7 protein-coding genes are annotated in these 21937 nt (G+C 74.2%); 1 reads left to right on the forward strand and 6 read right to left on the reverse strand.

Translation table 11 applies throughout. From position 1 onward, the window contains the following. Positions 1-17 precede the first annotated feature (17 nt). On the forward strand, positions 18-1403 hold the full coding sequence (locus tag AB0B63_RS00275) for a short-chain fatty acyl-CoA regulator family protein (protein ID WP_357013196.1): 1386 nt from the start codon (positions 18-20) through the stop codon (positions 1401-1403). Between the two features lie 19 nt (positions 1404-1422). On the opposite strand, the gene AB0B63_RS00280 is transcribed toward AB0B63_RS00275, so the two are convergent. The 6 genes from AB0B63_RS00280 to AB0B63_RS00305 are packed head-to-tail and all read right to left on the reverse strand — an operon-like array spanning position 1423 to position 21897. Next, positions 1423-1824: a hypothetical protein gene (locus AB0B63_RS00280; protein ID WP_357013200.1), complete on the reverse strand. Its 402-nt coding sequence runs from the start codon at positions 1822-1824 to the stop codon at positions 1423-1425. A gap of 25 nt (positions 1825-1849) precedes the next feature. Further along, on the reverse strand, positions 1850-2209 hold the full coding sequence (locus AB0B63_RS00285) for a nuclear transport factor 2 family protein (RefSeq protein WP_219463246.1): 360 nt from the start codon (positions 2207-2209) through the stop codon (positions 1850-1852). 32 nt (positions 2210-2241) lie between these two features. Beyond that, positions 2242-3471, reverse strand: coding sequence for a cytochrome P450 (locus AB0B63_RS00290; RefSeq protein WP_208567529.1), 1230 nt, complete (start codon positions 3469-3471; stop codon positions 2242-2244). Beyond that, positions 3468-7292: a beta-ketoacyl synthase N-terminal-like domain-containing protein gene (locus AB0B63_RS00295; RefSeq protein WP_357013205.1), complete on the reverse strand. Its 3825-nt coding sequence runs from the start codon at positions 7290-7292 to the stop codon at positions 3468-3470. Before AB0B63_RS00295 ends, AB0B63_RS00290 begins: the two co-directional genes overlap by 4 nt. Then, entirely contained in the window at positions 7289-11641 is a 4353-nt protein-coding gene (locus tag AB0B63_RS00300; protein WP_357013208.1) for a type I polyketide synthase, read from the reverse strand. Before AB0B63_RS00300 ends, AB0B63_RS00295 begins: the two co-directional genes overlap by 4 nt. Beyond that, positions 11641-21897, reverse strand: coding sequence for a type I polyketide synthase (locus AB0B63_RS00305; RefSeq protein ID WP_357013211.1), 10257 nt, complete (start codon positions 21895-21897; stop codon positions 11641-11643). Before AB0B63_RS00305 ends, AB0B63_RS00300 begins: the two co-directional genes overlap by 1 nt. Between the last annotated feature and the right edge of the window lie 40 nt (positions 21898-21937).

Genomic DNA, 21937 nt, shown 5'->3' on the forward strand with positions numbered 1-21937 from the left:
GTGGGGAGGTGAGCGTGGTGAGCAAGACCTTCGCGGGTGCCCGACTGCGCCGGATGCGCGAGGACCGCGCGTTGAGCCAGTCCCGGCTGGCCCGGCTGCTCAACATCTCCCCCAGCTACCTCAACCAGATCGAGCACGACACCCGGCCGCTGACCGTGCCGGTGCTGATGCGCATCACCGAGGTGTTCGGCGTCGACCCGACCGTGTTCGCGCCCCGGGACACGCCCCGGCTGGTCGCCGGGCTGCGCGAGGCGCTGCCCGGCCGGCCGGGCGTCGCCGACCTCACCGAACTCGCCACCCGGCTGCCCGAGGTCGCCGAGGCCGTCCTCGACCTGCACCGCCGCTATCGGCAGGCCGACGAGCAGCTCGCCGAGCTGCTGGGCGACCGGGAGACGGTCGGGCGCAGCCCGCACGACCGGGTGACCGAGTTCTTCTACCGGCGGCAGAACTACGTGCCGGATCTGGACGAGGCGGCGGAGCGGCTGGCCGCCACCATCGACCTGCGTCGTGGCGAGGTCCGGGCCGGGTTGCAGGACCGACTCGCCCAACGGCACGGCGTGCAGGTCCGCCACGACGACGCCAGCCTGCTCGGCGACGAGCTGCACCGCTACCGGCCGCAGACCCGCACCCTGCACCTGTCGACGTCGCTGCGCGCCGGGCAGGAGGCGATGCGGATGGCCGCGCAGATCGCCCTGCTGGAGTACGCCGACGTGATCGACGAGGTCGTGGAGGAGGAACGGTTCGACGACCCGCAGACCCAGATCCTCACCCGGGTCGGCCTGGCCAACTACTTCGCCGCCGCGCTGATCCTGCCGTACGGGCCGTTCCTCGCGGCGGCCGAACAGCACCGGTACGACATCGAGCTGCTCTCCCAGCACTTCACCATGGGCTGGGAGACCATCTGCCACCGGCTCAGCACCCTGCAACGGCCCCGGGCGCGCGGGGTGCCGTTCTCCTTCGTCCGGGTCGACCGGGCCGGCAACCTGTCCAAACGCCAGTCCGCCACCGGCTTCCCGTTCTCGCTCACCGGCGGCACCTGCCCACTGTGGAACGTCTACGAGGCGTTCGGTGCGCCCGGCCGGGTGGTGGTGCAGGTGGCGGCGATGCCCGACGGGCAGCGCTACCTGTGGATCGCCCGCACCATCACCCGGCACCACGGCGGCTACAACCAGCCCGGCAAGGTCTACGCGATCGGGCTCGGCTGCGAGATCCGGCACGCCGACCGGCTGGTCTACTCCCGGGGCATCGACCTGTACGCGGCCGACGCCGTCACGTCGATCGGCCCGGGGTGCAAGACCTGCGAGCGGATGACCTGCCCGCAGCGGGCCGCCGCGCCGATCAGCGGCCGGCTCGACCTCGACGAGAACCGCAGCACCTTCATCCCGTACCCGTTGAAGGGCTGACGGCGGCGGCGTGCGGGCGTCACTGGGTCGGGCTGGTATAGAAGATCACCTTGGCTTCGGCGAGCTTGCCCAGCTCCACCGGACGCCACTGGCGGAACCCCTGCCGGCCGGTCAGCTCCCCGCTGATCCCCACCGCCGGGCAGTACAACCAGTTGCCGTTGCTCAGGTTGGGGAACTCCGCCCACGCCTGCACGTGCACGTCCCCCTGCGGGAACGACAGCGTCTCCGACAGGTGCACCATCGGCATCCCGTCGGACCCACGGTGCATGACCAGCCGGTACCCGCCGTCGACGATGCCCACCCGGCCCTCGTCCGGGACCACCAGGTCCGCCTTGTACCACCCGCTCTGCCCGAGCTTCGGGTCCTCGAAGTCGATGTCCGCGCCGAACGAGGTGAGGATCTCGTGGAGGTTGTCGTACATGGTCGCCTCTTTCCGTGGTGGGGGGTCAGGCCTTGCGGAAGACGTCCTTGACCAGGATCTTGCCGTCGCGCAGCGTGAACACGTCCACGCCCCGTTCGAGCACCTCGCCGGTCGCGGACTCGCAGCGGAACTCCAGGAACTCCCGGTCCGCCACGACGACGCGCTCGCCGTACACCATCCGGGCACCGGCGGCGTCGAGTTCGTCGCGCTTACCGATGATCTCGGCCAGGAACCCGGGTATCTCCTTGCGGTGGTAGGTGTGGCCCGGTTCGGGGCCGGCGGCGACGATCCACACCCCGTCGGGGGCGAAGCAGTCGGCGGCGGCGTCCAGGTCGTCGGCGTCACAGGCGGCGAAGAACGCCGCCACCGGGCTGGTGTCGGTCATGGGGTCCCCTCTGCTCGGATGGGTGGTGGGGTTCAGTCGAAGCGCACGGGCAGCGACTCGATGGCGCGGAACTGGAGGCTGTGCCGCCAGGCGACCTCGTCGTCGGCGACGGCCAGCCGCCAGTGCGGGTGGCGGGCCAGCAGCCGCTGCAACACCACCCGGCCCTCCAGCCGGGCCAGCGGTGCGCCCAGACAGTGGTGGATGCCGTGCCCGAACGCCAGATGGCCGTCGCGGTCGAGGCGGACCGCGTCGGGATCGGGGAACCGGTCGGCGTCGCGGTTGGCCGCGCACAGCGAGATGAACACGATCTCCCCGGCCGGGATGACCGTGTCGCCGACGGTCACCTCCTGCTCGGTGAACCGGATCGTGCTCAGGTTCAACGGGCTCTCGTAGCGCAGCACCTCCTCCACGAACGCGGGCACCCGCCCCGGGTCGGCAGCCAGCTCCGCACGCAACTCCGGCCGCCGGTGCAGCAGCAGCACAGCGCTGCTGAGCATCGCCGCAGTCGTCTCGTAGCCGGCGTTCATCATCAGGAACACGGTGGACAGCAACTCGTCGGTGGCCAGCCGGCCGCCCTCGTCGTCGGCGGCGATGAGCGCGCTGATCAGGTCGTCGGCCGGCGCGGTGCGCTTGACCGCGATCAGGTCCCGCACATAGCCGTAGGCGTCGGCGATCACCTGCTGCTTGTCGGAAAGCGAGGTGCCGACGCTGCCGAGTTCCGCGCTCCACCGGCGGAAGTCGTCGAACGCCTCCTCGGGGATGCCCAGCAGCGAGCCGATCACCGCCATCGGCACGGGCAGCGCGACGTCGGTCACGAAGTCGACCGTCTCCCCCGCGACGATCCGGTCCAACGCGGCGTCGGTGAACCGTTCGATAACCGGAATCAGGCTCTGCACCCGCCGGGTGGTGAACGCGCCGCCGACGATCCGGCGCAGCCGGGTGTGGTCGGGTGGATCACTGAACAGCATGCTCGGCGGGTTGTCGGTGACGTGCTCGTCCGGGTCGACGGCCTGGGCGCGGATCACCGAGGCGATACGTCCGGCGTCCTTGGACAGCCTCGGGTCGGCCAGCAGCCGGCGCGCGTCGGCGTGCCGGGTGACCAGCCAGGCGTACACGGCGGTGGAGAACGTCTTGAGCCGGAACCGGTCCACCGTGCCGCCGTCGCGCAGCCGGGCGAACCCCGGGTACGGGTCCTGCGCGAACTCCTCGGTGAGCATGTCCGTCGGGTGGGGAGTAGAGGTTTCCTGCTGTCCGATGGTCATCGGCTCCGCCCTGTCGGTGAGGGGATCAGTGGGGTGTTCGTCGGTGCCGGCGGCAGGCAGTCGGCCAGCGCGGCGGCCGTGGTCGGGGCGTCGCCGGTGAGGACGCCCAGGTGGTCGCCCGGCACGGTGTGCCACCCGGTGTCGGCCGCCCAGCCCGGTTCCCGCCCGCCGGGCGCCGCTGCGGCCCGCAGATGGGTGACGGGGACCGCCAGCGGCTGCGGTCGCCAGTCGGCGAACAGCGCCAGGTGCCGTCCCATGGCCAGCAGCTGCCGGTCGGTGACCAGTTCGGTGACGCTCCGGTCGGCAGCCATCCGGGTGAACAGGGTCGGCATCGTCGCGTCGTACCAGGACCCGCCCGGGACGTGCACGTCGACCAGCACCACCCGCTCGGGCGGTGTGCCGAGGTCGGACAGGGCCGCCGCCACGGCATGCGCCAGCCAGCCGCCCGAGGAGTAGCCGACCAGCACGTACGGCCGGTCGCCGAGGTGCGCCCGCAGCGCCGCGACCTGGGCGTCGACGACCTCGGCGCGGGTGGTCGGCAGCGCCTCCCCCGGCCGGTAGCCGGGCAGCGGCAGCACCACGGCGGGCCGGTCCAGGCAGGCCAGCAGCCGGGCGTACTGGTAGGGGCTGGCCGGGGCGACCATGCTGGGCAGGCAGACCAGCAGCGGGCCGTCGCCCTCGGCGAACACCAGCGGCGGCGCGGGGGCGGCGGTGCCGCCGGCCGACGCCCGGTCCGCCGCGGCGGCGAGCAGGTCCAACCCGGCGGGTACGTCGCCACTTGCGCACGCCGCCGCGAACGCCGCCCGCACCGCGCCGTCGTCGGGGTCCTCGTCGGCCCGCCCGGCGAGGGTGCCGGCGAGTTCGTCGGCGGTGACGGCGGTGAGCAGGTCGGCGGTGCCGACGGGCAGCCCGGTGGCCTGGGTCAGCCGGTCGCGCAGTTCCACCGCGCTGAGCGAGGTCAGGCCCAGCTCGGCCAGTGACCGGTGCGGGTCGACGGGGGCCGCACCGTGGCCGAGCACCGCCGCCACGTGCCGCAGCACCACGTCACGCAGCGTGCCCGGGGCCGGTGTGGTCGCCGGGGGTGCCGACGGCACCGACGGCGGGCCGCCGGTGGCGGACCCGAACCGGCCGTCGGGCCAGAACCGGGTCCGCTGGAACGGGTAACCGGGCAGCGCCACCGGTGCGGCACGGGTGCCGGCGAACACCGCCGCCCGGTCCAGGTGCCCCCGGACCAGCAACGCACCCATCGCCACCGGCACCGACACCGGATCGGGCACGTCGGGACGCAACGTCGGGACCGCCACCGCGTCGGTGGGCGTACGCAGGCAGTCCACCACCGTGCCGGTCAGTGCCGGGGCCGGCCCCACCTCCAGGAAGGTGCGTACCCCGCGCCGCTCCAGCACGCGTACGGCGTCGGCGAACCGCACCGGCCGGCGGGCGTGCGCCAGCCAGTGCCCCGGCCCGGCCAGATCCTCGACGGTCAGCACCGCCCCGGTCAGGGTGGACACCACCGGCAGGCGGGGCGCGGTGAACCGTACCCCCGCCAGCACCTCGGCGAACCCGGCCAGGGCCGGCTCCATCAGCCGGGAGTGGAAGGCGTGGCTGACGTCGAGCCGCCGGCACCGGTGACCACCGGCCCGCAGCAGCCGGGCCGCCTGCTCCACCCCGTCGACCGTGCCGGAGAGCACCACCGCCCGGGGACCGTTGACGGCGGCCAACTCGACGTCGTCGCCGAGCAGCGGGGTCACCTCCGCCTCGTCGGCCCGTACGGCGAGCATCGCCCCGCCCGCCGGCAGCGCGGCCATCAGCCGGCCCCGGGCCGCGACGACGGTGGCCGCGTCGGCCAGCGACAACGCGCCCGCCACGTGCACGGCGGTCAACTCGCCGACGGAGTGCCCGGCGACGGCGGCCGGGGCGAGCCCGTACGACGCCAGCAGCCGGTACAGGGCGACCTCGACCGCGAAGATCGCCGGCTGCGCGGTGCCCGTGTCGTCGAGTCCGCCGCCGTCGGCGACGGCGTCGGCCAGCGGCCGGTCCAGCAGCGGATCGAGGTGCCCGCAGACATCGGCGAACGCCTCCGCGTAGGCGGGGAACCGCTCGCCCAGCGCCAGGCCCATCCCGACCCGCTGCGCGCCCTGCCCGGTGAACAGGACCGCGAGGTCACCCCCGCAGGTCGTGCCCGCGCCGACCCCGGCATCGGCCAGCTCGGCGAGACCGGCGAGCAGCCCGGCGCGGTCGGTCGCGGTGACGCACGCCCGGTGTCGCAGGGCCGCCCGCCCGGTGGCCAACGCCAGGCCGAGCCCCGCCGGGGTGAGCGTCGGGTCGGCCCGCACCAGCGTCGCCAACCGGCCGGCCTGCTCCCGCAGGGCCTGCGGGTCGGCGGCGGAGAGCAGGCAGGGCACTGCGGGCAGCGGGATGACCGCCGGCCCGTCGGCGGCCGGTGCGGGTGGTTCCTCGACGACGACGTGGGCGTTGGTGCCGCTGATCCCGAACGCCGACACCGCCGCCCGGCGCGGGCGCGGCCCACGGGGCCACGGCTGGGCCGCGGTCAGCAGCCGCACCGGGGAGTCGTCCCAGCGCACCGCCGTGGTCGGGGTCGCGGCGTGCAGCGTACGCGGCAACCGCCCGTGCCGCAGCGCCAGCACCAGCTTGACCAGCCCGGCCAGGCCGGCGGCGGCCTGGGTGTGGCCCAGGTTGGACTTCACCGAGCCCAGCCACAGTGGCCGGTCCCGATCCCGGCCGTAGCTGGCCAGCAGCGCCTCGGCCTCGATCGGGTCGCCGAGCCGGGTGCCGGTGCCGTGCGCCTCCACGACGTCGACGTCACCGGGGGTGAGCCCGGCGTCGGCGAGCGCCCGTTCGATCACCCGCCGCTGGGCGGGGCCGTTCGGCGCGGTCAACCCGTTGGACGCCCCGTCGGAGTTGACCGCGCTACCGCGCAGCACCGCGTGCACGGTACGCCCGTGGGCGAGCGCGTCACCGAGCCGTTCCAGCAGCAGCACCGCCCCACCCTCCCCCCAGCCGACCCCGTCGGCGGCGGCGGAGAACGCCTTGCACCGGCCGTCGGCGGCCAATCCCCGCTGGCGGCTGAACTCGGTGAACCCGACAGGTGTCGACATCACCGTCGCCGCCCCGACCAGGGCCAGGGGCACCTCGCCGCAGCGCAGCGCACGGATGGCCTGGTGCACGGCCACCAGCGCCGACGAGCAGGCGGTGTCCACGGTCAGCGACGGCCCGGTCAGCCCCAGCACGTACGAGATCCGGCCGGAGGCGACGCTCGCAGCGTTGCCGGTGAGCAGGAAACCCTCGGTGTCACCGGCGGCGTGGGCGAGCAGCAGCGGATAGTCCTGGCCGTTCGTGCCCACGTACACCCCGGTCTCGGTGGCGCGCAGCCGTTCCGGGTCGATGCGGGCGTCCTCGACCGCCGTCCACGCCAACTCCAGCAGCATCCGCTGCTGCGGGTCCATCGCCGACGCCTCCCGGGGGGACACCCCGAAGAAGCCGGCGTCGAACCCGGCGACGTCGGGCAGGAACCCGCCGGAGTCGACGTAACTGCGCCCGGGGGCGGTCGGGTCCGGATCGTGCAGGTCCGCCGGCCAGCCCCGGTCGGTGGGGAACGGGACGACCGCGTCGCGGCCCTCGTCGAGCAGTTCCCAGAACCGGTCCGGGGTGTCCGCGCCGCCGGGGAACCGGCAGGACATCCCGACCACGGCGACCGGTTCGGCGGCCGGGGCGGTGGCCCGGTCGAGTTCCCCGCGCAGCCGGTCCACCTCACGCAGCGCGTTACGCAGGGCCGCCACGTACTGTTCGGTGCCGGCGCTCACTGCTGCCCCACCGTCTGCGCGGCCAGCGCGAGCAGTTCCTCGCCGGAGAGCGCATCGAGGTCGTCCGGGCTGTCGGTCGGCCCCGCCGGGTCGTCCGGTCGCGGCGGCTCGTCGGCCAGGGCCAACAGCCGGTCCAGCAGGCCGGCGCGGCGCAGCCGGTCCACGGGGAGGGCGCGCAGTGTCGCGCGGATCCGCTCGTCCTCCGGGTCCGTGTCGGTGGCGGTGTCGAGCTGGGTGAGCAGGTACGCGGCGAGTGCCGCCGGGGTGGGATGGTCGAACACCGCACCCACCCCGAGCGGCACCCCGGTCGCCGCGCTCAGCCGGTTGCGCAGGTCCACCGACGTCAGCGAGTCGAAGCCGAGGTCGTGGAAGACGCCCGTCACCGGCAGCAGCGTGCCCGGCTGGTGGCCCAGCACGGTGGCGGCGGTGGCCCGGACCAGGTCGGTGACCGCCTGCCGTCGGCCCGACCCGTCCAGGCCGGTCAGGTCCAGCACGGGCGGGGAGGTGGGTCCCCCCGCCGGCAGCAGGGTCCGCAGCAGGGCCGGGGCGGTGGCCGGGTCGAGGGTCGCGGTGCGCAGGGCCGCCGCGACGACCACCGGTTCGGTGCTGGTCAGCGCCGCGTCGAAGAGGGCCAGCCCGGTGGCCACCGGCAGCGGGTCGAGGCCGGCGGCGGCGAGCCGGGCCCGGTCGGCGACGCCCAGGTCCCCGGTCATGCCCGCACCGGACCACGGCCCCCAGGCGATCGAGGTGGCCGGCAGCCCGGCCGCCCGGCGACGCTCGGCGAGGGCGTCCAGCGCGCTGTTCGCGGCGGCGTACGCGGCCTGACCGGCCGCCCCGAACAGGCCGGCGACCGACGAGAACAGCACGAAGAAGGCCAGCTCGGTGTCGCGGGTGAGCCGGTCGACGACCCGCGCGCCGGTCACCTTGGCCCGCCAGGCCAGCTCGAGCTGGTCGGGGGTGAGCCCGGACAGGACCCCGTCGGCGAGCGCGCCCGCCGCGTGCACCACCCCGCGCAGGGTGCGCCCGCGCAGCGCGGCGGCCACCGCGTCCGGGTCGGTGACGTCGCCGACGACCGAGGTGGCGGTGACGCCGAGCGCGGCCAGTTCGGCGGCCAGGTCCGGCGCTCCACGGCGGCCGAGCAACACCAGGTCCCGCACACCGTAGGCGGTGACCAGGTGGCGGGCGACAGCGCTGCCGAGGGCACCCGCCGCCCCGGTCACCAGGACCGTGCCGTCGACCGGTGGGCGGGGTCCGGTGGCGGCGGGGGTCAACTCCGGGACGCTGGCGACGCCGGCACGCAGCCGGACCTCGTCGCGGCCGGCGGCGGCCGCGGCCGGCAGTGCCGCCAGCGACGCCGGGCTGCCGTCGTGGTCGACGAGGGCCACCCGGCCCGGATGCTCGGTCCGGGCGGCACGCAGCAGACCGACCACCCCGTCGGCCGTCGGATCGGTGCCGTCGAAGCCGACGACGAGCCGACCACCGGTGGGCTCGGTGAGCCGCCGCTGGAGGACCGCGAGCACTTCGGCGGTGCCGCTGCCGGCGCAGTCGAGCACCGCGGCCTCCCCGGCGGGCAGGTCCGTCGGCGTCCACCGCACCGCGTACAGCGGCGGCGTCGCCGGACCGGCGGCGAGCCAGTACCGCTGCCGTTGGAACGGGTACGTCGGCAGGTCGACGGTCCTACCGCCGCCGTAGTACGCCCGCCAGTCGACCTCGTGCCCCCGCACCCACACCTGCGCCAACCCCGTCACCGCCGACCTGGCCTCATCCACGCCCGGCCGCAGCATCGGGACACCGTCGGTCAACAGGGACGACAAACCACCATCCGGACTGAGTTCCCACCACGACCGGGGGCCGGCCGCCTCGATCGCGTCGTGGAACCGCACCGGCTCACGCACCTGCCGCACCCAGTACTCCGGGTCCGCCAGATCCCCAACCTGCCCGGTCACGGTCGACACCACCGCAATCCGCGCCGGGTGAAACGACAATCCCTCGACGACCGTGCGGAACTCGTCGAGCATCGGCTCCATCAACGGCGAGTGGAACGCATGGCTGACCGACAACCGCCGCTGCCGCACACCCAACACGGTCGCTGCAGACTCCGCCGCCCGCAGGGTCTCCCGCTCAGGGCCGGCGATCACCACCGCCAACGGACCATTCACCGCCGCGACAACCACATCACCGGACAGGAACGGCTCCACCGCATCAGCCGATGCCCGCAACGACACCATCGCCCCACCCACCGGCAACGCCGCCATCAAACGAGCACGCGCCGACACCAACATCACCGCATCCGACAGGGACAACACCCCCGACACATGCGCCGCCGCGATCTCCCCGATCGAATGACCCACCAGAACCGCCGGACGCACACCCCACGACTCCACCAACCGGAACAACGCCACCTCCACCGCAAACAACGCCCGCTGCGCCACCCCCGTCCCATCCAGACCCACCCCGGAGACGATCGCCTCCCGCACATCCCCACCCAACAGCGCGCACACCTCGTCGAACACCGACGCGAACACCGGAAACGCCCCACACAAACCCACACCCATCCCCACCCGCTGACCACCCTGCCCCCCGAACACCACACCCAACCCCGCAGGAACACCACCGGAGGAAACCCCGCCCGACGACACCGCCCCTGACAACGCCGCACCACCCGACGACCCCGCGACCGGGTCCACCGCGGAAGCAGCAACCACACCGGACGCCAACGCCCGAACCCCGGGAGCCAGCGACCCCCCGTCCGCGACCACCACACCGTCGAGCAGCACCACCCGCTCGTCGAACACCGACCGCGTCGACGCCAACGACCACCCCACATCCACCGCCGACACCCCCACCACCGTCGACCGCAACCGCTCCACCAGACCCCGCACCCCGGCAACCGACCGCGCCGACACCGGCCACGGCGTCACCGGCACCCCCGAACCCGCCTCCGCCGGAGCGCCCGTCTCCACCGGCGGCGGCTCCTCCACGATCACGTGCGCGTTGGTGCCACTGATCCCGAACGACGACACCCCCGCCCGACGGCGGCCCCCCTCAGCCACCGTCCACTCCCGCGACTCCCGCACCACCTCCACCGAGCCTGACGACCAGTCCACGAACCTCGACGGCTCGTCCGCGTGCAGCGACCCCGGCACCACCCCGGCCCGCATCGCCGACACCATCTTGATCACCCCGGCCACACCCGCCGCCGCCTGCGCATGACCGATGTTCGACTTCACCGACCCCAACCACAACGGCACCGACCGACCCCGCCCATACGTCGCCAACAGGGCTTCCGCCTCGATCGGATCACCCAACCGGGTGCCGGTGCCGTGACCCTCCACCACCTGCACGTCGTTGACCGACAGGCCCGCCACCGCCAACGCCCGACGGATCACCCGCTCCTGCGACGGACCACTCGGCGCCGTCAGGCCGTTCGACGCGCCGTCGGAGTTCACCGCACTACCCCGCACCACCGCCAACACCCGGTGACCGTGGCGGCGGGCGTCGGAGAGGCGCTCCAGCAGCAGCAGGCCCACGCCCTCCCCCCAGCCGACGCCGTCGGCGGTGTCGGCGAACGCCTTGCACCGGCCGTCCGGGGCCAGACCACGCTGCCTGGCGAACTCCACCAGCAGGTCGGCGGTGGGCATCACCGTCACGCCCCCGGCGAGCGCCAGCGAGCACTCCCCGGCACGCAGCGCCGACGCCGCCAGGTGCAGGGCGACAAGCGACGACGAGCAGGCGGTGTCGAGGGTGACCGCGGGCCCGGTGAAGCCGAACTGGTAGGCGATCCGGCCGGAGACGATGCTGCCGGCGCTGCCGCTGATCAGGAGCCCTTCGAGTTCGTCGGGCACGTCCTGACCGCCGAAGGCGTAGTTCTGGTACATGGTGCCGACGAACACGCCGGTCGGACTGCCGGCGAGCGAACCCGGGTCGATGCGGGCGTGTTCGATCGCCTCCCACGAGGTTTCCAGCAGCAGCCGCTGCTGCGGGTCCATCGCCAACGCCTCCCGGGGGGAGATGCCGAAGAAGTCGGCGTCGAAGCCGGCGACGTCCGCGAGGAAGGCACCGCCGGTGGCGTACGTGGTGCCGGGGTGGTCCGGGTCGGGGTGGTAGAGCCCGGCGAGATCCCAGCCCCGGTCGGTCGGGAACCCACCGACCGCGTCGACCCCCTCGGCGACCACCCGCCACAGGTCGTCCGGGCCCCGTACCCCGCCGGGCAGCCGGCAGGCCATCCCGACGATCGCCACCGGCTCGCTGATCCGGCTCTCCAACTGGGCGACGCGGGCCCGTGACCGGCGCAGGTCGGTTGTGGCCTTGCGCAGGTACTCGACGAGCTTGGCGCTGTCCTCGGCCATCACAGCTCCGTTCCCTGGTCGATGATGTCGTAGAGGCGGTCCACCGGGATCGTGTCCAGGTCGTCGGTGTCCGGGTCGCCGTAGTCGGCCGGTGGACGCAGTTCGATCAGGAGGCGTTCCAGCCGGTCGACCATCTCGTCGCCGCCCGCGTCCCCGGTGCGCAGCGCGGCCTCCAGCCGGTCGAGGGCGGCCATCGCCGAGCCGTCCTCCCGCTCCTGGTCCGGCCAGCGCAGCCCGCAGACGAAGTCGGTGAGCGCGGCGGGGGTGGGATGGTCGAACACCACCCCGGCCGGCAGCGGCACACCGGCGGCGGTGCTGACCGCGTTGCGGAGCTGGGTGGCGGCCAGCGAGTCCACCCCCAGGTCGGCGAAGCGGCGGCCCGGGTCGACCTCGGTCGGGTCGGCGTGGCCGAGCACCTTCGCCGCCTGGGCGGTGACGAGGTCCAGCACCGCCTGGCGGCGGTCGGCCGGAGCGAGCGCGGCGAGCCGGTCGGTGGCCGGTCGCTGCTCCCCCGGCGTACGACGGGGGGTGCGGACCAGGGCGCGCAGCACGGGCGGCGGCGCGTCGATCGCCCGCAGCGCGGCCGGGTCGAGGCGGACCGGCGCCTGCACGGCCCGGTCGTGGGCCAGCGCCAGGTCGAACAGCGCCATGCCCTCGGCCTCGGTCATCGGCACCACACCGGTCCTGGCGACGCGTTCCCGGTCGTGCGCGTCCAGAGTGCCGATCATGCCGCTGTCCTGCGCCCACAGTCCCCAGGCCAGCGACACGGCGGGCAGGCCGAGGTGGCGGCGCAGCCGGGCCAGCGCGTCCAGCCCGGAGTTGCCCGCCGCGTAGTTGGCCTGGGCGGGCGGGCCGAGCAGCCCGGAGATCGACGAATACAGCACGAACGCGTCGAGGTCGAGATCCCGGGTCAGCTCGTGCAGGTGCCAGGCGGCGTCGACCTTCGGGGCCAGCACCCCGTCCAGCCGTTCCGGGGTCAGCGCGGGCAGCACACCGTCGTCGAGCACCCCGGCGGTGTGGATCACGGCGCGTAGCGGGTGGGCCGGGTCGGTCCCGGCGAGGAGTTCCGCGAGGGCGTCCCGGTCCGTCACGTCGCAGGCGGCCACGGTGACGTCCTGTGCGCCCAGGTCGAGCAGTTCCGCGCGGAGTTCCGCCGCGCCCGGGGCCGCCGGCCCGCGCCGGCTGACCAGCAGCAGGCGGCGTACGCCATGGGTGGTGACCAGGTGCCGGGCGGCGAGCGCCCCCAGCCCACCGGTGCCGCCGGTGACGAGCACCGGTCCGGCCCACCGGCGGGACGTCGGGGTGGCACCCCGGCTGCGGACGAGCGTCGGGGTGGTCACCACACCGCCGGTCGCGGTGAGTTCGGTGGTGCCGGCGAGCAGGGCGTCCGGGAACGCCCGCGCCGAGCGGCGGTCCCCGTCGAGGGTGACCAGGCCGAACCGGTCCGGGTACTCGCTGATCGCCGAGCGGACCAGCCCCCAGGCGGTGGCCAGGACGACGTCCCGGTCCACCCCGGAGGCGACGAAAACCAGGCGGCACGGGGCGAGTGCCCCGTCGCGGAGCCAGTGCTGGGACAGCTTCAGCACCCGTTGCGCCACCGTGTGCGCGTCCGCCGCCGGGTCCCCGGTGTCCGGGTAGGTCAGCGGGTGCAGGAGCACGTCCGGCCGGCCCCGCGCCGAGCCGAGCAGTTCGGCGAGGGTACGGTGCCGGCGCAGGCCGTCCAGCCCGTCGAGCAGCCCGAGTTCGTCGTCACCGAGCACCGCCCAGTCACCCGGCACACCGCCCGTCTCCCGTGTCGGGACGCGCCGGTCCTCCAGGTGGAACAGGGCGTCGCCGACGGACGGGCCGGCGTCGCCGCCGAGTTCGAGTTCGGCTTCCGTGGTGACGGTGCCGTCGTGGTCGACCAGGGCGATCCGGACGTGCCCGGTGTCGTGGTGCGCGATCTCGACGTCCACGGCAGGGTCGGCCCGGTGCACGGTCAGGTTCGTCCAGCGGACGGGCCGGGCGGGGGCGAGGTCGTCGAGTGCGGAGCGGAGCACGGCGGTGGGCAGTGCGCCGCCGTCGCCGGGTTCGGCGGAGAGCTGCCCGGTCGCGTGTTCGACCCAGGTGCCGTTGGGGCGGGAGGCGATGGTGAAGCCGACGCCGTCCACGGTGACCCGCAGTGGGCCGGGGTGCTCGGGCGGCACCTCGGGGACGAGTTCGGCGACGCCGGTGACGCCCGCGTGGCGGGCCGCCGCCAGCGCCGCCTCCGCCAGGACGACGTGCGGCCCGGCCTCGGCCAGCGCCGACGCGGTCAGTACGCCGGCGAGGACGAACGAGTCGTCGGACAGTTCCACCGCCGCGCCGAGCAGCGGGTGTTCCACCGGGTCGAGCCCGATGCCCGCCACGTCCGTCCGGGGTGCCGGGGTCAGCCAGTACCGCTGGCGTTGGAACGGGTACGTCGGCAGGTCGACGACCCTCCCGCCACCGTAGTACCCCCGCCAGTCGACGTCGTGCCCCCGCACCCACACCTGCGCCAGCCCGGTCACCGCCGACGTCGCCTCGTCGATGGTCGGCCGGAGCATCGGGATGCCGTCAGCCAGCAGGGACGACAGACCACCGTCCGCGCTCAGCTCCCACCACGACCGGGGACCGGCAGCCTCGATCGCGGCGTGGAACAGCACCGGCTCACGCACCTGCCGCACCCAGTACCCCGGCTCCCCCAGACCACCGACCTGACCCGTCACCGTCGACACCACCGGAATCCGCGCCGGACCGAACGACAACCCCTCCACCACCGCCCGGAACTCGTCCAACATCGGCTCCATCAACGGCGAGTGGAACGCGTGACTGACCGACAGTCGCCGGCGCCGGACGCCCAGCGTGGTCGCCGCCGTCTCCGCTACCTGCAGCGTCTGCTGCTCCGGGCCGGCGATCACCACCGCCGACGGACCATTCACCGCCGCCACCACCACATCACCGGACAGGAACGGCCGCACCGCATCGACCGAGGCCCGCAGCGACACCATCGCGCCCCCGGCCGGTAGCGCCGCCATCAGACGAGCGCGGGCCGACACCAACGTCACCGCATCCGACAGGGACAACACCCCCGACACGTGCGCCGCCGCGATCTCCCCGATCGAGTGACCCACCAGAACCGCCGGACGGACACCCCACGACTCGACCAGGCGGAACAGAGCCACCTCCACCGCGAACAACGCCCGCTGCGCAACGCCCGTCTCATCCAGACCCACACCAGAGGAGATCGCCTCTTGGACGTCCCCACCCGACAGGTCACACACCTCGTCGAAGACGGACGCGAACACCGGGAACGCCCGGTACAGGCCAGAACCCATCCCCACCCGCTGACCACCCTGCCCCCCGAACACCAGACCCAACCCCGCAGGAACGACACCAGACGGCACCCCAGCCGACGATTCGGCGCCATCCGACGGCGACCCCGCGACCGGGCTCAGTGTGGAAGCAGGAACCGCACCGGACGCCAACGCCCGGACCCCGGGGGCCAGCGACGCCGAATCCGCGACCACCACACCGTCGAGCAGCACCGCCCGCTCGGCGAAGACCGACCGCGTCGACGCCAACGACCACCCCACATCCACCGCCGACACCCCACCGCCGACGGTCGAACCCGACGGACCACCATCGCTGCCCGTACCGTCTGCCGGACCGACCGCCGTCAGGCTGAGTTGCCCGAGCACCTCCTGCACCCCGGCGGCGGTCCGCGCCGACACCGGCCACGGCGTCACCGGCACCGGCGATCCCGTCGCCGCCGCGGGACCACCCACCTCCACCGGCGGCGGTTCCTCCACGATGATGTGCGCGTTGGTGCCGCTGATCCCGAACGACGACACCCCCGCCCGACGGCGGCCCCCCTCGGCCACCACCCACTTCCGCGACTCCCGCAGCACCTCCACCGCACCCGACGACCAGTCCACGAACCCGGACGGCTCGGCCACGTGCAGCGACCCCGGCACCGTCGCGTGCCGCATCGCCAGCACCATCTTGATCACCCCGGCGGCACCCGCCGCGTGCTGCGTGTGGCCGATGTTCGACTTCACCGACCCCAACCACAGCGGCTCCGACCGATCCTGCCCGTACGTCGCCAACAGGGCTTCCGCCTCGATCGGGTCACCCAACCGGGTACCGGTGCCGTGCCCCTCCACCACCTGCACGTCGGACACCGACAGGCCCGCCACCGCCAACGCCTGGCGGATCACCCGTTCCTGGGAGGGGCCACTCGGCGCGGTCAGGCCGTTCGACGCGCCGTCGGAGTTCACCGCACTGCCCCGCACCACCGCGAGCACCGGGTGCCCGTGGCGGCGGGCGTCGGAGAGGCGTTCCACCAGCAGCATCCCGGCGCCCTCGGCCCATCCCGTGCCGTCCGCGTCGGCCGAGAACGCCTTGCACCGGCCGTCCGGTGACAGCCCGCCCTGCCGGCTGAACTCGACGAACAGGGTCGGGGTGGACATCAGCAGCGCACCACCGGCGAGGGCGAGGTCGCACTCCCCGGCGCGCAGGGCGTTCGCCGCCAGGTGCAGGGCCACCAGCGACGACGAGCACGCCGTGTCCAGGGTGAGGACCGGGCCGACCAGGCCGAGGTGGTACGCCAGCCGGCCGGACGCGACGCTGTTGGCGCTGCCGGTCAGCAGTTGCCCCTCGAACTCGGGCACGGTGGCGAGTAGCGAGCCATGGTCCTGGCTGCTGACCCCGACGAAGACACCGGTCCGCGAGCCTCGGGCGGCGAGCGGGGGAATCCCGGCCCGCTCGAAAGCCTCCCACGAGGTTTCCAGCAGCAGCCGCTGCTGCGGGTCCATCGCCAACGCCTCCCGGGGGGAGATGCCGAACAGGGCCGGGTCGAAGTCGGCGATCCCGTCGACGAAGCCACCCTGGGTGGCGTACGTGGTGCCGGGGTGGTCCGGGTCGGGGTGGTAGAGGTGGTCCAGGTCCCAGCCCCGGTCGGTCGGGAAGTCACCGATCGCGTCGGTGCCCTCGGCGACCACCCGCCACAGGTCCTCAGGGCTGCGTACCCCGCCGGGCAGCCGGCAGGCCATCCCGACGATGACGACGGGGTCGTCGTGGGTACGGACCGGGGTGGCGACCGGGGCGGGAGCGGGGGCGCCGGCGATCTTCGTGGTCAGCCAGGTGGCGACCGCCGACGGGGTGGGATGGTCGAACACCAACCCGGCGGGCAGGCGCAGCCCGGTCGCCGTCGCCAGTGCGTTGCGCAGTTCCACGGCGGTCAACGAGTCGAAGCCCAGCTCGGTGAAGGGCCGGTCGGCGGGGACCGCGTCGACGCCGGAGTGACCGAGGACGCCCGCGACGCGTTCCCGTACCACCTGGAGCAGGGCGGCGGTGAGTTCCGCGCCGCGCTGTCCGGCGAAGACCGCGGTGGGGTCGGCCGCCGCCACGGCCCGCCGGGCCGGGCGACGGACCAGCCCCCGCAGCACCGCCGGTGGCTCACCGGTGATCCTCGGCAGGTCCATCCGCATCGGTACGAGGTGCGGGTGGCCGGTCGCGGCGGCCAGGGTGACCGCCGTGTCGAACAGGGCCATCCCCTCCGCCCGGTCCAGCGGGGTCATGCCGGCCCGGGTGATCCGGTCCCGGTCGGCGGTGGTGAGGGCGGCGGTGATGCCGCCGTCCTGTCGCCACAGTCCCCAGCCGAGCGACAGCGCGGGCAGCCCCCGGGCCCGGCGGTGGGCGGCGAGCGCGTCGAGGAACGCGTTGGCGGCGGCGTAGTTGGCCTGCCCGGGGCCGCCGAACACGGCGGCCGACGAGGAGTAGAGGACGAACGCGTCCAGGTCCCGGTCCGCGGTCAGCTCGTGTAGGTGGCAGGCGGCGTCCACCTTGGGGCGGAGCACCCGGGTGAGCTGCTCGTCGGTGAGTGCGCCGACGACCGCGTCGTCGAGCACCCCGGCGGTGTGCACCACCGAACGGACGGGATGGCTGTCGAGCAGCCGGGCCAGGTCGTCCCGGTCGGCCACGTCGACGGCGGCGACGCTGACGGTGACGCCGAGGCCGGTCAGCTCGGCCACCAGGTCGCTCGTGCCCGGTGCTCCGGCGCCCCGGCGGCTGGCCAGCACGAGTTCGCGTACGCCATGGGTGGTCACCAGGTGGCGGGCGACCAGCGCGCCCAGCCCGCCGGTGCCGCCGGTGACCAGCACCGGGCCGGGGAGGCACACGGGTCCGGCCGTCGGGGTGGCGACCCGGGCCAGCCGGGCGGCGGTCCAGGTGCCGGTCCGGACGCTCACCTCCGGTTCGTCACCGGCGGCGAGCCCGGCCGCGACGGTGGGGACGGTGGCCGGGTCGTCGGTGTCGACCAGGACGAGCCGTCCGGGGTTCTCGGTCTGGGTGCTGCGCAGCAGCCCCCAGGCGGCGGCCAGGGCGGGATCGTCGGCGACGCGTTCACCGGCGACGACCACCCGGGTGTCGGCGTACGCGTCGGTCAGCAGGGTACGGACCAGGGCGAGGGCGGCGGCGACGGCGGCGTGGGTACGGCCGGCGAGGTCGGGGTGGCCGGGGTCGACGGTCAGGTGGTGGCAGGCCACCGGGGCGGGGCCCGCGTCGAAGGCCGGAGCGGGGGCGGCGACGGGCGGGGCCGGCACCGGCACGGCCACCCGCTCGTAGAGGTGTTCCTGGTGGGGCCGCCCGGCGGACCGCAGCGCCTCGGCGGAGACGGGGCGGGACAGCAGCCCTCCGACGGTGACCACCGGCGCACCGGACTCGTCGTAGCCGGTCAGGGTGAGGCTGCCGGTCGACTGTTCCCGCAGCCGTACCCGCAGGGTGGTCGCGCCGCCACGGTGCACCTGCACGTCGCTCCAGGAGAACGGCAGGCCACCGGGGCGGGTGTCGTCGAGCACGCCACGCAGCAGCGGGTGCAGGCAGGCGTCGAGCAGGGCGGGGTGCAGCACGAACGCGTCGGCGTCGGCGTGCCGGTCGGCGGGTAGGCCCACCTCGGCGAGGATCTCGTCGCCGAGGTGCCACAGCCGGCGCAGGCCACGGAACGCCGGGCCGTACCGGTGGCCGTCCTCGACCAGGCGGGGGTAGGCGTGTGTGACGTCGACCTCGCGGCTGCCGGGTGGCGGCCAGGTCTCCTGCCCGGTGGGGGTGGTGGGGGGCGCGGCGGTCAACAGCCCCTCCGCGTGGGTGGTCCAGGCGGGGTCGTCGCCGCCGGTGGTGTGCGGGCGCGAGTGGACGGTCACCGGTCGCCTGCCGTCGGGGTCGGGCGCGCTGACGGCCACCTGGATCTCCACCGGTTCATCGGTGAGCACCAGCGGCGCGGCGATGGTCAGCTCGTCGACGACGCTGACGCCGAGGTGGTCGCCCGCGCGCAGGACGAGGTCCACGAAGGCCGTCCCGGGCAGGAGCACGGTGTCGAGCAGCGCATGGTCGGCCAACCACGGATGGGTACGCAGCGACACCCGTCCGGTGAGCAGCACGCCGTCACCGGCGGCCAGTTCGACGGTCGCGCCGAGCAGCGGGTGCCCGGCGGAGCGTAGGCCGGCGCTGGTCACGTCGCCCCGCCCGGCCCCGGCGTCGAGCCAGTACCGCTGCCGTTGGAACGGGTACGTCGGCAGGTCGACGGTCCTACCGCCGCCGTAGTACCCCCGCCAGTCGACCTCGTGCCCCCGCACCCACACCTGCGCCAACCCCGTCACCGCACTGACCGCCTCGTCGGCTCCCGGCCGCAGCATCGGGATACCGTCGGTCAACAGGGACGACAAACCACCATCCGCGCTCAACTCACACCACGAGCGGGGACCGGCCGCTTCGATCGCGTCGTGGAACCGCACCGGCTCACGCACCTGCCGCACCCAATACCCCGGCTCCCCCAGATCCCCGACCTCGCCGGTCACGGTCGACACCACCGGAATCCGCGCCGGATGAAACGACAAACCCTCCACCACCGCGCGGAACTCGTCGAGCATCGGCTCCATCAACGGCGAATGGAACGCGTGACTGACCGACAACCGCCGCTGCCGCACACCCAACGCGGTCGCTGCAGACTCCGCCGCCCGCAGGGTCTCCCGCTCAGGGCCGGCGATCACCACCGCCGACGGACCATTCACCGCCGCGACAACCACACCACCGGACAGAAACGGCTCCACCGCATCAGCGGAGGCCCGCAACGACACCATCGCCCCACCTGCTGGCAACGCCGCCATCAGACGAGCACGCGCCGACACCAACGTCACCGCATCCGACAGGGACAACACCCCGGACACATGCGCCGCCGCGATCTCCCCGATCGAATGACCCACCAGAACCGCCGGACGGACACCCCACGACTCCACCAGACGGAACAACGCCACCTCCACCGCGAACAACGCCCGCTGCGCCACCCCCGTGCCATCCAGACCCACACCGGAGGAGATCGCCTCGCGCACATCCCCACCCAAGAGGCCACACACCTCGTCGAACACCGACGCGAACACCGGAAACACCCCACACAAACCCACACCCATCCCCACCCGCTGACCACCCTGCCCCCCGAACACCACACCCAGGCCGGAGGCCACCACCCGGGAGTCGACGTCCGTCCCGGCCGGGGACGACGGTTCGGCGTCGCCTGCCGGTGGGACCGCCGCCGACCAACGGAGTTCCGGGGGCACCGAGGCCGAGTCCGCGACGACGTCGCCGTCGAGCAGCACGGCGCGGTCGTCGAACACCGTCCGGGTCGACACCAGGGACCAGCCCACGTCGGCCGCCGGTACCGTCGGGTCGGCGGCGGCGCTCCACGGGCGGAGCCGCTCGACCAGGTCCCGTACCCCGGCGGTCGTCCGCGCCGACACCGGCCACGGCGTCACCGGTACGGCGTCGGACCCGCCTGTGGCCCCGGCCGACGGGTCCGCTCCGGCGGGTGACCCGTCGGGCGGCGGGTCCGTCACGGCGGGCGGTTCCTCCAGGATGACGTGCGCGTTGGTGCCGCTGATCCCGAACGACGACACCCCCGCCCGCCGACGGCCCTCCGCCGTCCACGGCCTCGACCCGGTCACCACCTGCACCGCACCCGACGACCAGTCCACGAACCCCGACGGCTCCGCCACGTGCAACGACCCCGGCACCACCCCGGCCCGCATCGCCGACACCATCTTGATCACCCCGGCCACACCTGCCGCCGCCTGCGCATGACCGATGTTCGACTTCACCGACCCCAACCACAACGGCACCGACCGACCCTGCCCGTACGTCGCCAACAACGCCTGCGCCTCGATCGGGTCACCCAACCGGGTGCCGGTGCCGTGACCCTCCACCACCTGCACGTCCGTCGGGGTCAGGCCGGCGGATTCGAGGGCCTGCCGGATGACGGCGCGTTGGGCGGGGCCGTTGGGTGCGGTGAGCCCGTTCGACGGACCGTCCTGGTTGATCGCGGAACCCCGGACGACGGCGAGCACCGGGTGGCCGTGACGGCGGGCGTCGGAGAGCTTCTCCAGCAGCAGCATGCCGGCGCCCTCGGCCCAGCCGACCCCGTCGGCGGCGGCCGAGTACGACTTGGCCCGGCCGTCCGGGGCCAACCCCCGCTGCCGGCTGAACTCGACGAACGTGCCGGGGCTCGCCATCACGGTGACGCCACCGGCGAGGGCCAGCGTGCACTCCCCGGCACGCAGCGACCGGGCGGCGAGGTGCAGGGCGACCAGGGACGACGAGCAGGCGGTGTCGACGGTGACGGCGGGACCGGTCAGGCCGAAGGTGTAGGCGATCCGGCCGGAGGCGACACTGCCGGCGCTGCCGGTCAGCAGGTAGCCCTCGAACTCCTCGGGGACGTCGCGGACCCGCAGGCCGTAGTCGCCGTACATGATGCCGGTGAACACCCCGACCGGGGTACGCCGCACCGAGGCGGGGAGGATACCGGCCCGTTCGAACGCCTCCCAGGTGATCTCCAGCAGGAGCCGCTGCTGCGGGTCGACGCCGAGCGCCTCCCGGGGGCTCATCCCGAAGAAGGCGGGGTCGAAGGCGGCGGCGTCGTGCAGGAAGCCACCCTCGTGGGCGTAGCTGTGGCCGGCCCGTTCCGGGTCGGGATCGTAGAGGTCCGCCGGCCAGCCCCGGTCGGTGGGGAAGTCGGAGATGGCGTCCCGGCCCTCGGCGACCAGGTCCCACAGGTCCTCCGGGGAGCCGACCCCACCCGGGTAGCGGCAGGCCATCCCGACGATGGCGATGGGTTCCCGGTCCCGTTCGGTCAGCTCGGTCAGCCGCTGCCGGGCCTTGTACAGGTCGGCGCTGACCTTCTTGAAGTATCCGAGCAGCTTCTCGTCGGCCATGTCGGTCTCTTCCGCCCTTGGTCGTCAGATGGGGTCGGTC

It is taken from the genome of Micromonospora sp. NPDC049081 (genome assembly GCF_040648835.1).
Lineage (GTDB): Bacteria > Actinomycetota > Actinomycetes > Mycobacteriales > Micromonosporaceae > Micromonospora > Micromonospora antibiotica.